This window comes from Allobosea massiliensis, from assembly GCF_042655245.1.
GTDB lineage: Bacteria > Pseudomonadota > Alphaproteobacteria > Rhizobiales > Beijerinckiaceae > Allobosea > Allobosea massiliensis.
Genome location: NZ_JBHSLU010000008.1, coordinates 25,345 through 39,496, shown reverse-complemented (window position 1 = coordinate 39,496; position 14,152 = coordinate 25,345). Strand labels below are relative to the sequence as shown.

The 14,152-nt window shown below is 68.2% G+C and carries 11 protein-coding genes and 2 tRNA genes; 10 read left to right on the top strand and 3 right to left on the bottom strand.

Annotated elements, in window-relative coordinates:
- Positions 1-101: 101 nt before the first annotated feature.
- Both ACFPN9_RS05430 and ACFPN9_RS05425 read left to right on the top strand, forming a co-directional pair.
- Positions 102-539, top strand: a complete 438-nt coding sequence (locus ACFPN9_RS05430; protein ID WP_197426507.1) for a response regulator — start codon at positions 102-104, stop codon at positions 537-539.
- 1 nt (position 540) lies between these two features.
- On the top strand, positions 541-1,797 hold the full coding sequence (locus ACFPN9_RS05425) for a pilus assembly protein TadG-related protein (protein WP_066716418.1): 1,257 nt from the start codon (positions 541-543) through the stop codon (positions 1,795-1,797).
- 9 nt (positions 1,798-1,806) lie between these two features.
- Here the strand turns inward: ACFPN9_RS05425 and ACFPN9_RS05420 are convergent, their stop codons facing one another.
- A complete protein-coding gene (locus tag ACFPN9_RS05420; protein ID WP_068075045.1) occupies positions 1,807-2,742 on the bottom strand; it encodes an EAL domain-containing protein in 936 nt (311 codons plus the stop codon).
- A 21-nt stretch (positions 2,743-2,763) separates the two neighbouring features.
- On the opposite strand from ACFPN9_RS05420, the gene ACFPN9_RS05415 reads away from it, so the two are divergent.
- From ACFPN9_RS05415 to ACFPN9_RS05385, 7 genes are all read left to right on the top strand, one after another.
- Complete coding sequence (locus ACFPN9_RS05415) at positions 2,764-4,254, top strand: chlorohydrolase family protein (RefSeq protein WP_066716422.1); 1,491 nt, start codon at positions 2,764-2,766, stop codon at positions 4,252-4,254.
- On the top strand, positions 4,251-5,645 hold the full coding sequence (locus tag ACFPN9_RS05410) for an amidohydrolase family protein (RefSeq protein WP_066716423.1): 1,395 nt from the start codon (positions 4,251-4,253) through the stop codon (positions 5,643-5,645). Before ACFPN9_RS05415 ends, ACFPN9_RS05410 begins: the two co-directional genes overlap by 4 nt.
- An 86-nt stretch (positions 5,646-5,731) precedes the next feature.
- The gene (locus tag ACFPN9_RS05405; protein WP_066716426.1) at positions 5,732-7,300 is read left to right on the top strand and encodes an ABC transporter substrate-binding protein; all 1,569 of its coding nucleotides are present in this window, start codon (positions 5,732-5,734) and stop codon (positions 7,298-7,300) included.
- Between the two features lie 28 nt (positions 7,301-7,328).
- Positions 7,329-8,297, top strand: coding sequence for an ABC transporter permease (locus tag ACFPN9_RS05400; protein WP_066716429.1), 969 nt, complete (start codon positions 7,329-7,331; stop codon positions 8,295-8,297).
- A 65-nt stretch (positions 8,298-8,362) separates the two neighbouring features.
- A complete protein-coding gene (locus ACFPN9_RS05395) occupies positions 8,363-9,202 on the top strand; it encodes an ABC transporter permease (protein ID WP_082735425.1) in 840 nt (279 codons plus the stop codon).
- The gene (locus ACFPN9_RS05390) at positions 9,199-10,914 is read left to right on the top strand and encodes a dipeptide ABC transporter ATP-binding protein (RefSeq protein WP_377815831.1); all 1,716 of its coding nucleotides are present in this window, start codon (positions 9,199-9,201) and stop codon (positions 10,912-10,914) included. Before ACFPN9_RS05395 ends, ACFPN9_RS05390 begins: the two co-directional genes overlap by 4 nt.
- Positions 10,915-10,957: 43 nt before the next feature.
- Complete coding sequence (locus ACFPN9_RS05385) at positions 10,958-12,442, top strand: amidohydrolase family protein (protein ID WP_066716436.1); 1,485 nt, start codon at positions 10,958-10,960, stop codon at positions 12,440-12,442.
- A gap of 9 nt (positions 12,443-12,451) precedes the next feature.
- Here the strand turns inward: ACFPN9_RS05385 and ACFPN9_RS05380 are convergent, their stop codons facing one another.
- Entirely contained in the window at positions 12,452-13,648 is a 1,197-nt protein-coding gene (locus ACFPN9_RS05380; RefSeq protein WP_066716595.1) for an amidohydrolase family protein, read from the bottom strand.
- A gap of 157 nt (positions 13,649-13,805) precedes the next feature.
- Positions 13,806-13,882: transfer RNA gene (locus tag ACFPN9_RS05375), tRNA-Asp, on the bottom strand.
- Between the two features lie 190 nt (positions 13,883-14,072).
- On the opposite strand from ACFPN9_RS05375, the gene ACFPN9_RS05370 reads away from it, so the two are divergent.
- Positions 14,073-14,148, top strand: a tRNA-Val gene (locus ACFPN9_RS05370).
- The last annotated feature ends 4 nt before the right edge of the window (positions 14,149-14,152 follow it).

Genomic DNA, 14,152 nt, shown 5'->3' with positions numbered 1-14,152 from the left:
AACTCGATTGCGAATAAGTCGAAAGAGTCGGAACGGTTTATTTGCATCTGCGCGTCAGGGTTCTCGCTCAGGCACCAGAACGGTGCCGCGGGAGCGTTGCGATGACGATGACGGGCGAAGCCTGCATCCCATTCACTTACGTGCTGAACGATCGACTCTCGATCCTGGCGGTCGATGACGACCCGATCCAGCGCGAATTCTGCGCCGTCTATCTCGCCGGCCCGCAGGCCGACGTCACCACGGCCGCCTCCGCGGAAGAAGGCCTCGCGCTGCTGGAGACCACCGCCTTCGGCGTCGCGCTGGTCGATGTCGACATGCCGGGGATCAACGGCATCGAAATGGTCCGCCGTCTGCGGGCCGACCGGCGCTTCGACGACCTCCCCGTGATGGTCATCACCGGCCGCGAGGACGTCCTGTCGATCGACGAGGCCTATGCGGCCGGCGCGACCTCCTTCATGTGCAAGCCGGTCAACTGGCGGCTGCTCGGCCACCAGATCCGCTTCATGGTCCGGGCGCATCGCGCCCTGGCGGCGGCCTGAGATGGCGGCGCGGCTGACAGGGCTGCTGCGGCGCCTGCTCGGTTGCGAGCGGGGCGGCACCATCGTCGCGATGGGCGTCGCGCTGCCGGTGCTGGCGATGGGCGCCGGCGTTGTCGTCGATTACGGCATCCTGTCCGAGCAGCGCCAGGCCTTCCAGACCGTCGCTGACGCCTCGGCCCTGGCGGCCGCCCGCGAGTTCCGCCTCGCCAACGCCACGCCGGCGACGGTCCAGACCGCCGCCGAGAAGTTCGCCAAGGCACAGCTCGCGGCCGTCAACCAGACCGCTACCGTCGCGACCTCCGTCGACCTCAAGAAGTTCTCGGTGACGGTCGACGTGTCGACCGTGGCGCGGACCAACATCATGCACATGTTCGGCCAGGACATGGTCACGGTGGCGGCGAGCGCGACCGCGCGCGTGCTCGGCACGGCCTCGATCTGCGTCGTCGGGCTCGAAACCACGAAGAACGAGACGATCTATCTCGAGAAGGAAGCCAAGCTCGAGGCGCCGGAATGCGCCGTCTATTCCAACTCGAACATGACGCATGGCCTCAAGGCGATGCAGAATTCGCAGATCCGCGCCCGCTTCATCTGCTCGGCCGGCGGCAGCTACAAGGACAAATACGACAGCTTCGTGCCGAGCCCGACGCTGGATTGCCCGGTGCTGAAGGACCCACTCGCTTCGCGCCCGCCCCCGTCGACCGGCGCCTGCGCCGCCACGGATCTGAAGGTGACATCCAGCACCACGCTCAGCCCCGGCACCTATTGTGGCGGCGTGCGCATCAGCAAGGGCGCCGTCGTCACGCTGAACCCGGGAATCTACGCCTTCAAGGACGGAAAGCTGGACGTCTCCGGCGGCGCGACGCTCAAAGGGGCGAATGTCGGGCTCTATTTCACCGGAAAGGGCGCCGTTCTGCGCTTCGATGCCGATACGAAGATCGATCTGACCGCGCCGCGTGACGGTGTGATGGCCGGCATGCTGGTTTTCGAGGACCGCAGCTCGCCGCTGAACCAGAAACACGAGATCCTGAGCAACGACGCCAAGGTTCTGCTCGGCACGCTCTACCTGCCGCAGGGCGAACTGAACATCGGCGCCAACAAGCCTGTCGCGGCTGATTCGGCCTACACCATCGTGGTGGCACGGCGGTTCACCCTTTCGGCCGGGCCGACCATGGTGATGAACGCGAAGTACTCGTCGACCAACATCCCGGTGCCGGAAGGCGTCGGTCCCGGCTCGACGGCGGCGCATCTAGCGCGCTGACCCGCCGCCTCAGGCCGGCGTGTCGGCGACCGCCGGCCAGCCCCCGCGCAAGAACTGATCGATCCGTTCGGCGGGGACAGCTGGCGAGAACAGATAGCCCTGAAGCAGGTGGCAGCCGGCAATGCGCAGGAACTGCTGCTGCGCGCGGGTCTCGACCCCTTCCGCCACGACCTTGAGGCCGAGTGCCCGCGACAGCGCCGTCACTGCCTGAACGATCGCGGCCGCTTTCAGCTCGCCGGTGCCGTCCACCAGAGACTTGTCGAGCTTGAGCTTGTCGATCGGGAGCTTCTGCAGATAGCCGAGGCTCGAATAGCCCGTGCCGAAATCGTCCAGCGCGATGCGGATGCCGGCGCGCCGCAGCACCTCCATCGTTTCGATGGCCCGCTCGAAATTCTCGATGATCCCGCTCTCGAGCAGTTCGAGCTCGATTTGGGCGGGCGCGCTACCCAATTCCGCGATGACCGCCAGCAGCCTTGCGGCAAAGTCCGGCGCCTGGAACTGCCGCGCGCTGATGTTCACCGCAATCGTGAGCTGCGGCCAGCGCAGCCCATCCGTGCAGGCCTGCCGGATCACCCACCAGTCCAGCGCATCGGCCGTCGCATCATCGACCACCTTGTCGAGGATGCCTCCCGGCCCCGCCACCGATCCGTCGGCGTTGACCGATCGCAGCAGGCATTCGACCCCGACGAACGTCTTCCCGTCCGAACCGACCTGCGGCTGATAGTAAAGTCGAGCGCTGTCGAGAATGTCGTCCTCGGAGGTTGAGCCGACGCCGATCCTGCGGGGGATTCGTCTCTTCCAGATGTAGGCGAAGCGCCGCGCCGGCTCAATGCCCGGGCGTGGTGGCGTGGATCTGCAACCGGCGACATCATTGCCGCGGCCGTGATGGGGCGTTTGAATGGTTCTCCTGGTCGGCCAACCCGCAGATTGCGAGGCGGGCGGCACATGGGTTGCAGGAGCCGCCGCATGACATTCGGCACGGACAGCAGGGGACGCACGCTGGTCAGCGGGCGATGGGTCGTCGGCCATCGCGGCGGCCGGCATGTCCTGATCGAGCGCGGCGAGGTGGTGTTCGAGGGCGGCGAGATCGTCTTCGTCGGGCACGGTTTTCCCGGCGAGGTCGCGCGCCGGGTCGACCGGCCGGACGCCCTGATCGCACCGGGCTTCATCGATCTCGATGCGGTCTGCGATCTCGATACCGCCGTGCTGAGCCTCGACAACACGCCCTCCTGGCGCAAGGGGCGCATCTGGCCGACAAGCTATATCGCGCGCGGGCCCTATGAGATGTACAGGCCCGAGGAACTCGCCTTCCAGAAGCGCTATGGACTGGCGCAGCTTCTGCGCAATGGCATCACCACGGCGCTGCCCATCGCGTCCCTGTTCTACCGCGCCTGGGGCGAGACCTATCAGGAATTCGCCGCGGCCGCCGAAGCGGCCGAGGATCTCGGCCTGCGGGTCTATCTCGGACCGGCCTATCGCAGCGGCCACACGCAAGTCGACGAGGCCGGCGCGGTCAGCCTCTTCATGGACGAGGCGCGCGGGCTCGCGGGTCTCGACGAGGCGATCCGCTTCTGCCGCGACATGGAAGGGCTGGCTGGCGGACGGGTCCGGACCATGCTGGCACCGGACCGGATCGAGAGCTGCACGCCGGAACTTCTGCGCCGCACCGCGGCCGCGGCGCGCGATCTCGACGTACCGCTGCGGCTGCACTGCCACCAGTCGCGCTTCGAGGTCGAGACGGTGATGCGGCTGCACGGGCTCTCGCCGACCTCGTGGCTGGACAGTCTCGGCGTGCTCGGCCCCCGTGTGCTGCTGCCGCATTTCACGGATTTTCCGAGCGTCGGCGGCGTTTCGACGCGCGACGCCGACCTCGCCGCCCTGCTCGCGGCCGATGCGACGGTCGTCCATTGCCCGGTGGTGATGGCGCGCAACGGCGCGGCGCTCGCAGGCCTGTCCGATCTCGTCGCACGGGGACTGCGCATCGGGCTCGGGACCGACACCTGGCCGCCGGACATGATCCTCAACATGCAGGTCGGGCTGATGCTCGGCCGGGTGATGGCCGGCTCGGTCAGCCAGCCGAGCAGCGCGCAGCTATTCGACGCCGCGACCTCGGCCGGAGCCGATGCACTCGGTCGCCCCGATCTCGGGCGGCTGATGCCCGGCGCGCGGGCCGATCTGATCGCGATCGATTTCGGCCATGACCGGATCGGGCAGGTGATCGACCCGATCCAGACCCTGATGCAGTCCAGCGCGGGGCGCGACGTCACCGACGTCTTCGTGGAGGGGCGCCATGTGCTCGTGGACGGTGCCATCCCCGGCTTCGACGCGGCAGCAGCCCATGCCCGCGCGCAGCGGCAGTTCGACGGGCTGATCGCCAAGTATCCAGAGAGGACCTGGGGGCACCCTCCGGTTTCGGAGATCTTCCAGCCGAGTTATCCCGTCGAGGCGGCGCCATGACGGAGGCTAGGCTCACGGTCCTCGGTAACGCCGTCGTCATTCCCGTCGACGGGAGCCGACTGATCCTCGACCGCGGCCATGTCGTCGTCTCGGACGGCGTGATCATCACGGTCGCAGAGGGGCGCTGGCCCGAGCCGTTTCCCGCCGAGGCCGAGCGCCTCGATTGCGAGGGTGCCATCCTGATCCCGGGCCTGATCGATCTGCATCTGCATGCCGGCCACGGCCTGACGAAGAATCTCGGCGGCGGCGTCGACAACTGGATGGCGACGGTCGGCGACGTCTATGCGCTGCATTCCGATCTCGCCTTCTGGACGGCGGATGCCGAGCTCCAGGCGCTGGAGCGGCTGATGGGCGGGACGACGCTCGCCGTGCCCTTCTTCGGCGGCGGCGACAATGTCATGCGCAGCGAGGACCCCGCCTTCGCCGAGGCGCATCTCGCCGCCGTGGCGGCGAGCGGCCTGCGCGAAATTCTGGTGATGGGCATCGATCGCCCGCCCTTTCCGAAGCGCCGACGCGACTGGGGCCGCGGCGGGGCCGAGCGCGCCATCGGGCTCGCGGACCAGCTCGCGACCATTGAGGCTGTCGTCACATCCTGGCGGGAGGCCGCCGATGGCCGGATCGACGTCGCCGTGTCCGCTCCGGTCGTCAGCGCGGCCGATTTCGCAGCCGGCGATCCGCAGGCGCAGCGTGCCATCGCCGACAGCGTCATCGCCGCCTGGGACCTCGCGCGTCGCAGCGGCAGCCGCTTCGTGCAGGACGGCCATCGCGACGGGTCGGTCGCCTTCATGGCCGAGCGCTTCGGCCTGTTCGACGAACACTCGGTCCTGGCCCATTGCATCGACCTGACGGAGTCCGACATCGCCACGATGGTCGCGCGCGGCTGCGCGGCCGCCTACACGCCGAGTTCGCTGATGGCGGTGTTCGGCTATTGCCCGGCGCCCGCCATGCTCGCCGCGGGGCTGCGCGTCGGGCTCGGCACCGACGGACCGGCGCCGGATCGCTCGCTCGATCTGTTCCGAACGATGTTCATGGCCCATCGCCACCAAGCGATCCGCTGGAAGGACCCGTCCGCCATCGACGCTTGGACGATCCTGGAGATGGCGACACGGGGTGGCGCCGCCGCGCTCGGTCTCGGCGACAGCCTCGGCTCGATCGAACCGGGCAAGCGGGCCGATCTCGTCGTGGTGTCGATGCGGGGCGCCCATCTCCATCCCGCCGACTTGCCGGTAGAACGACTGGTCTTCTTCGCCAACGCCGCCGATGTCAGCCATGTCATGGTTGATGGCCGCCTCCTGCTGCGCGACCGCGCGCCACTCACAATGGATGCCGGCGCGGTTCTCGACCGGGCGGGCGCTGCCTATGCGCTGATGAAAGAACGGGCAGGAATCTGAGCGAGAGCGCGGATTCCCCGCTTGACGCAATTGCATGCAGTTTGCGTAAGATACAGCATGCAATTCTTTGCTGTGGGGGGTATCAGATGAACCGGATCGTCACGCTTCTGGTGGCTGCCTCGGCAGTCGCTCTCGCTGCCACCGCGGCTGGTGCGAACACGGTGCGCTGGTCCGCGCCGACCGACATCGCCACCCTCGACCCTTATGCCCAGACCGAGAGCTTCACCACGGCGATGCTCCACCACGTCTTCGACCCGCTGGTGCGCCGCGGGCGGACGATGCAGCTCGAGCCGGCGCTGGCGACGAGCTGGAAGACGGTCAAGCCCGACACCTGGCGCTTCGAGCTGCGGAAGGGCGTGAAGTTCCACAACGGCAATGCCTTTACGGCCGACGACGTCGTCGCCTCGATCACCCGTCTGCTCGACCCCGGTGCACGGGCGCGCGGCAATCTCTCGCAGGTGATCCGCGCCGAGAAGGTCGACGATTTCACGGTCGATCTGATCACCAAGGGCCCCTACCCCCTGCTGCTGAACGACCTCGCCGGCATCTACATCCTCGACAAGGAGTGGATGGAGCAGACCGGCTCGCTCAAGCCCGGCAACATCGCCACCGGCGTCAGCACCGCCGCCTCCAACACCGCCATCGGCACGGGGCCGTTCAAGCTCGAATCCTTCAAGCCGGATGCCGGGACGACGATGGTCGTGAATCCCGACTGGTGGGACAAGCCGGCCCACAATGTCACCCGCATCGAGTTCAAACCGATCAAGTCGGACGCCACGCGCGTCGCCGCCCTGCTCTCGGGGGAGCTCGACCTGATCGCGCCGGCTCCGCTGCAGGACCTCGCCCGCATCGGCGCCAACAGCGCCTTCAAGGTGATCGAGGAGCCATCCCTGCGCCTGATCTTCCTCGGCCTGAGCCAGCGTGACGAACTGAAGTCGATGCCGGGGCAGAAGAACCCGCTCAAAGAGCTCAAGGTCCGCCAGGCGCTCTGGCAGGGCATCGATCTCGACGCGATCCAGAAGCGCGTCATGCGCGGCAAGTCGCAGAACACCGGCACGCTCGTGGCGCCGCCGGTGCCGGGCTACGACAAGGCCAACGACACCCTGCCCGGCTACAGCGCCGACAAGGCCAAGGCGCTGCTCACCGAAGCGGGCTATCCCAACGGCTTCAAGCTCGGACTGAACTGCCCCAACGACCGCTACATCAACGACGAGGCCATTTGCGTCGCCGTCGCCGCGATGTGGAGCCGCATCGGCGTGCAGACCGAGGTGAAGACGGAATCGCGCGCGACCTATTTCCCGAAGCAGGACCGCGGCGAGTTCGACGCGTTCATGCTCGGCTGGGCCACCCTGCCACCGATGGACGGATTCAGCGTGCTCTCGGCCCTGCTGACCGCGCCGAAGGACGGCTATGGCGGGTCGAACCCGATGGGTTACACCAACCCCGAGATCGAGCGGCTGACCCGGGAGGCGGCCGTGGAACTCGACGAGACCAAGCGCCGCGCGATGATGGTGCAGGCGCTGAAGGTTGCGAAGGACACGGTCGCCTATATTCCCCTGCATCTGCAGCCGGTGGCCTGGGCCTCGCGCCAGGGCCTGGATGTGCCGCAGTTCCCGGACGAGTATGTCCGCCTCTGGTTCGCACAGGTGAAGTGACGCGCCGATAGAGGCCGGACCGGCTGCCATGCTGCCCCTCCTGATCGCCCGGCTCGGACAGGCCGTGCTCGTGATGCTCGCGGTTTCGGCGGTCTCCTTCGGGATGTTCCGTTTCGTCGGCGATCCGGTCTCGGCCCTGTCGCGCGAAAACGCGACGGTGGAGGAGAAACAAGAGTTGCGGGAGGCGCTCGGGCTCGAGCGGCCGGTGCTGGTGCAATACGCCGGCTTCCTCGGCCGCATCGTGCAGGGCGATTTCGGGATCAGCTTCCGCAACCAGCGCCCCGTGGCGGCGCTGATCGCGGAGCGGCTGCCGGCGACGCTGGAACTGGTTCTGGTCGCGACGATCCTCTCGCTGGCGCTCGGCATCCCGCTCGGCGTGCTCTGCGCGCTGAAGCCGGAGGGGATCGCGGCACGACTGGTGCAGGCGGTGTCGCTGATCGGCATCTCGACGCCGACCTTCGTGACGGGAATCGTGCTGATCCTGACCTTTGCGGTGACGCTCGGGCTCCTGCCCTCCTTCGGCCGGGGCGAGACCGTGCAGATCGGACCCTGGTCGACCGGGCTTTTGACCGCGAGCGGGCTCAAGGCGCTGATCCTGCCCTCGATCACGCTGGCGCTGTACCAGCTCACCCTGATCATGCGACTGGTGCGATCGGAGCTGATCGACGTGCTCTCCAGCGACTATATCCGCTTCGCCCGGGCGCGGGGCCTATCGGCCCGGCACATCCATTTCACGCTGGCTCTGCGCAATGCGCTGATGCCGGTGATCACCGTCACCGGCCTGCAGATCGGCTCGCTGATCGCCTTCGCCATCGTCACCGAGACCGTCTTCCAGTGGCCGGGCATGGGGTTGCTCTTCATCCAGGCGGTCAGCTTCTCGGACGTGCCGGTGATGGCGGCCTATCTGCTCTTCGTCGGTCTGCTCTTCGTGCTGATCAACACCGCCGTCGACCTGCTCTATGCGCTGGTCGATCCGCGCCTGCGCGTGAGGGGTTGAGCGTGGCCGCCTCCCTCTCCCGCCGCCTGAGACGCGTCCCGCTGTCGGTCTGGCTCGCCGGGCTGATGGCCGTCGTCATCGTCGCGGCGGCCGCGCTCGCGCCGCTGATCGCGCCCTTCGATCCGACCGACCTGACCAGCTTCAACCTGATCGATGCGGAGCTGCCGCCGCGCTTCTCGCCCGAGGGCGATCCGCGCTTCCTGCTCGGCACCGACAACCAGGGCCGCGACCTGCTCTCGGCCATGCTCTATGGCGCGCGGGTCTCGATCCTGATCGGCGGCGGGGCGGTGCTGGTCGCCGCAGTGGTCGGCGTCGGGCTCGGCCTGGTCGCGGGCTATTTCGGCGGCTGGGTCGATGCCGCGATCATGCGCTTCGGCGACATCATCCTGAGCTTCCCGACCATCCTGCTCGCCTTGCTGGTGGCGGGCGTGACGCGGATGCTGTTTCCGGCCGCGAGTTCGGCCGAATGGGCGCCCTTCATCCTCGTCGGCGCGATCGCCATCCATGAATGGGTGCAGTATGCCCGCACCGTGCGGGCCGCGACGATGGTCGAGAGCGCGCGCGACTATGTCCGCGCCGTCAAGGTGATCGGCCTGCCTTCCCGCCAGATCATGCTGCGGCACATCCTGCCCAATGTGATGGGGCCGGTGCTGGTCATCGCGACGATCAACCTCGCGGCTGCCGTACTGACGGAAGCCACCCTCTCCTTTCTCGGCGTCGGCATGCCGCCGACCTACCCTTCACTCGGCACGCTGATCCGCATCGGCAACGAGTTCGTCTTCTCCGGCGTCTGGTGGATCGCGCTGTTCCCGGCGCTTCTGCTGGTGCTGCTGGTGCTCGGCGTCAACATCGTCGGCGACTGGCTGCGCGACCTGTTCAACCCGAAGCTGCGGGGGCGCGGATGAGCGCCCCTGCCCCCATCCTCGCCATCGACCGGCTGCGGATCGAATACCCGCTTGCGGATGGTGGCGTGCTGACGGCGGTGGAAGGCGCGTCGCTGACCATCGCACCGGGCGAGATCCATGCGCTGGTCGGCGAATCCGGCGCGGGCAAGACGACGATCGGCAATGCCGTGCTCGGCCTGCTCGAAAAGCCGGGCCGCATCGCCTCGGGCACGATCGCCCTCGACGGCCAGCCCTTCGACCCGCTGAAGCCGGGCGCGATCCGGCTCGGGCGCGACATCGGCGCGGTCTTCCAGGACCCGATGACGAGCCTGAACCCGCTCTTCACGATCGAGAGCCAGATCGTCGAGACGCTGCGGGCGCATCTGCCGCTCGACCGGGCCGCGGCGCGGGCGCGCGCCCTCGATCTGTTGAAGGCGGTCGGCATTCCCGAGCCGGAGCGACGGCTGTCGGCCTATCCGCACCAGCTCTCCGGCGGGCAACGCCAGCGCGTCGTCATCGCCTGCGCCCTGGCCTGCGAGCCGCGGCTGCTGGTGGCCGACGAGCCGACGACGGCGCTCGACGTCTCGATTCAGGCGCAGATCCTCGATCTGCTGCGCGGGCTGGCGGATGAGCGCGGCATCGGCATCCTGCTCGTCACGCACAATATGGGCGTCGTCGCGCAGATCGCCGATACGGTGACGATCATGCACCGCGGCCGCATCGTCGAGAGCGGGCCGGTGGCGCAGGTGCTGCGCACGCCGCAGGCGGATTATGCCAAGGCCCTGATCGGCGCCGTGCCGCGCATCGACATCCGGCTCGACCGTTTTCCCATGCTCGACGGGGCGAACCAGACCGAGGCCGGCGCCGCGCGAGACCAGCTACGGGAAAAGGCCCTGGCCGTCGGGGACCCGTCGTCGGGTCGCGACGTGCCGCTACTCAGCGTCGACAATCTCAGCGTCGACTACGGGGCAGGCTTCCTGGCCGGCCGTGGCGCCCGCGCCTTCCGGGCCGTCGACGGGGTGAGCTTCGAGATCCGGCAAGGCGAGGTCTTCGGCCTCGTCGGCGAATCCGGCTGCGGCAAGACCACGATCGCCAATGTGGTGGCGGGCCTGCGGGCGCCGACCGGCGGCAGCATCCGCTTCGATGGCCAGGTGATCGCCGGCGCGGAGGCGGCCCCGCGCAAGGGCAAGGCCCGGCGCGCGATCCAGATGATCTTCCAGGATCCCTATTCCTCGCTGAACGCGCGGATGCGGGTCGGCCGCATCCTGGCGGAGCCGATCCTGTTCTACGAGTTGGCCCGGACGCGGGCCGAGGCCGAGGCCGATGTCGGCCTGCTGATCGAGGCCGCCGGCCTGCCGGCGGAAGCCGCGCAGCGCTTCCCACATGCCTTCTCCGGCGGCCAGCGCCAGCGGCTCTCGATCGCGCGGGCGCTGGGCGCGCGGCCGCGGCTGATCGTCTGCGACGAGCCGACCTCCTCGCTCGACGTCTCGGTCCAGGCGCAGATCCTCAACCTGCTGAAGGATCTGCGCGACGCGACCGGGCTGACGCTTCTGCTGATCAGTCATGACCTCGCGGTCATCCGCCAGATGTGCGACCGGGTCGCGGTGATGCGGGCGGGTCGCATCGTCGAGATGGCGGCCGCCGAGACGCTCTTCACGGCGCCCCAGGCCGACTACACCCGGCAATTGCTCTCGCTCGTGCCGACGCTCGAGCGCATTCGCGGCGAGGCCTGACGGCCGCTTCACCGAACCAAACATCCGGCCTGAGGAGACGACCATGACCGACATCCTGATCCAGCACGGCGTGGTCGTGACGATGGACGGCACCCGCCGCGTCATCGAGGACGGCGCCGTCGCGATCAAAGGCGACCGCATCGTCGCCGTCGGCACCAGCGCCGAGCTCGCGATCAGCCATGGCGATGCCGAGACCATCATCGACGCGGGCGGCAAGATCGTGATGCCGGGCCTGATCGACGCGCACACCCATGCCGGCCACGGCCTGATCAAGACCATGGGCGGCGGGCGCAGCGACGAATGGTACGAGGTCTGCCACACCGTCTACACCGTCGCCTCGACGCCGGAATGGTGGCGCGCGGAGGCGCAGCTCGCGGCGCTGGAGCGACTGCGTTTCGGCGTGACCACGGCGGTCGCGTTGCTCGGCGGCGGTGACACCATCATGCGCTGCGACGAGCCGGTTTATGGCGAGGCGCATCTCGACGGCGTCGCCGAGGTCGGCACGCGCTCGGTGCTGGCGGTCGGCGCGACGCGCCCGCCCTTCCCGCGCACCTATGCCCGCTTCGAGAACGGCGAGGTGAAGGAACACGCCACGAGTTTTGAAGACATGTTCGCGACCTGCCAATCGCTGGTCGAGTCGCAGCATGGCCGGCTCGGAAAGCGGCTCAACATCGCGCTGATCACGCCGACGCTGCGGGCCGAGCACGAGGCCGGGCTCAGCGCGTCGGATCTGGCCGATGCGCGTGCGCAGGGCCGTCGCATGTCCGATTTCGCCCGGGAGGCCGGCCTCGTCTTCACGCAGGACGGGCACACCAAGGGCAGCGTCGCCTATGCCAGGGAGCTCGGCGTTCTCGGGCCCCATGCGCTGCTCTCGCATTCGACAGCGTTGACCGACGAGGAGATCGCGATCGTCGCCGATACCGGCACGCATATCGTCCATAATCCGTCCGCCGTCGCCTCGATCCTGGCCCGCTGCCCGGTGACGGAGCTGCTCGAGGCCGGTGCCAATGTCTGCCTCGGCTCGGATGCGACGGCGCCGGACCGCTCGGGCGACATGTTCCGGCATATGCAGCAATGCATGCATTACCACCGCACCTTCCACCACGATCCGAGCTGGCTGCCGCCGGGCCGCGTGCTGGAGATGTGCACGGTGGATGCCGCGCGCGCGCTCGGCATGGCCGACGAGATCGGCTCGCTCGAGGTCGGCAAGAAGGCCGATGTCGTGCTGCTCGACTGGCGCCGGCCACATCTCTACCCGGCCAACATGCCGCTGTTCCGGCTGGTCTATTTCGCCAATGGCAACGACGTCGACACCGTCATCGTCGACGGCCGGATCGCGCTGCGTGGCCGCAAGGCGCTATTCGTCAACGAGGATGCGGTGCTCGACACGGCGCAGGCGCAGACGGAATGGATGCTAGATTATTGCGGATTCCGGCCTCTGCTGGAGACGCCGGCGAGCTTCTGGGGCCAGGTGCGCGCCATGGACCAGGTCGAGGCGCGCAGCCTGTCGGGGCTCAAGAAGAACTGAGCTGCAGCCTCAGGTCGCAGGCCGAAGCGGCACCCCGTCGCGGGCGACGATGCGGCCGCGCTTCAGGACGCGGCGGTTGGGCGAGCGGTTGACGACCGCCTCGGCCAGTGTCTCGCCGGGCAGGATCAGCAGATCGGCGGCGCAGCCCTCGGCCAGCCCGTAATCGGCCACCTCCATCAGCTTCGCGCCCTCGACGGTGCAGGTGTCGAGCGCGAGCCGGACCTCGTCGTCACGGCGGAGATTGTTGCGCAGGCCGACCAGCACGGCGCGCTCTAGCATGTCGCCATTGCCATAGGGGTTCCAGGTGTCGCGGATACCGTCGGACCCGGCGGCGATGCGGATGCCGGCGGCGAGCATGCGCTTGACCGCGGGAACCGGGCGGCTCGCCGGCGCGGTGGTGACGATGGCGATGTCGAGCGCCGCAACTTGCTCGATCAGCGGATCGACCAGCGCCGGATCGGGCGTGCCCAGGCAGAAGGCGTGGCTGATCGCGACCTTGCCCTTCATGCCCAGCGCCCGCGTGCGCTCGATGATCAGGTCGAGCGAGAAGGCACCCATCTCGCCGGGCTCGTGGAGATGGATGTCGAGCGGCTTCCCGTAGCGCTGGCAGAGCCCGAAGATCGCGTCGAGATGGCCCTTGGGGTCGCGGTCGATGCCGCAGGGGTCGAGCCCGCCAACGACCTCGCAACCGGCCTTCATGGCCGCGTCCATGACCTCGAGCGTTCCCGGGCGGCGCAGCAGGCCCGATTGCGGGAAGGCGACCAGCTCGATGTCGACGATGTCGCGCCAGGCGTCGCGCGTCGCCATGACGCCCTCGATGCCCCAAAGGCCATGCTCAGTGTCGACATCGACATGACTGCGGATATGCGTCGCGCCGAAGACCGAGGCTCGCACCGCCTGCCGGGCCGACTGACGGGCGGGCTCGATGTCGAGCCTCTTCTTGTTCATCCGCTCATTGTCGATCTTGTCGAGCAGATTCGGGCCGACCTCGTTCACATACCAGGGCAGGCCGAGCAGGTTCTTGTCGAGATGGGTGTGGGCCTCGACGAGGCCGGGCACGACGATCTCGCCGCGTCCCTCCTCTACCGCGACGCCGGGCGCCGCGATGGCCGGCGCGATCCGGGCGATGCGGCTGTTCTCGATCAGAATGTCGGTCGCCGCAGCGCCGAAGGGGCGGACGTCGCGCAGCAAAAGGGAAGCCGTCATGAGCGGAAAAGCCTCGCGGATTCGCGGCCAAAGCGTCCTCGACATCGAGGCAAATCGCAGCCGGCTTCCAGCATAGGCAGCACGCAAAAGCGCCTCAAGCGGCATCCGAACCAACGGATCCGCTTCTGCCGGCAATTTTTTGAGATTATTGAAGAAATGGCGCGGGCGACGGGGCTCGAACCCGCGACCTCCGGCGTGACAGGCCGGCACTCTAACCAACTGAGCTACGCCCGCGCAGGGCATCCGAGGCGCTGTGGCCGTCGGCGAGGTGTGGATTATGGCGACCGGCCCGAAGTGTCAAGCGCGCAGCGCCGGCAAAATGCAGATGGCCGGGATGGAGCAGGCGATGCGTCCACCGTCCATCCCGTCCTCCCACCACGGAAAGCTTGATGGCCGCCTCCGCACGGCTTACATGCGGCTGCGCGGGCGGTTAGCTCAGTCGGTAGAGCATCTCGTTTACACCGAGAGGGTCGGCGGTTCGAGCCCGTCACCGCCCACCATCCA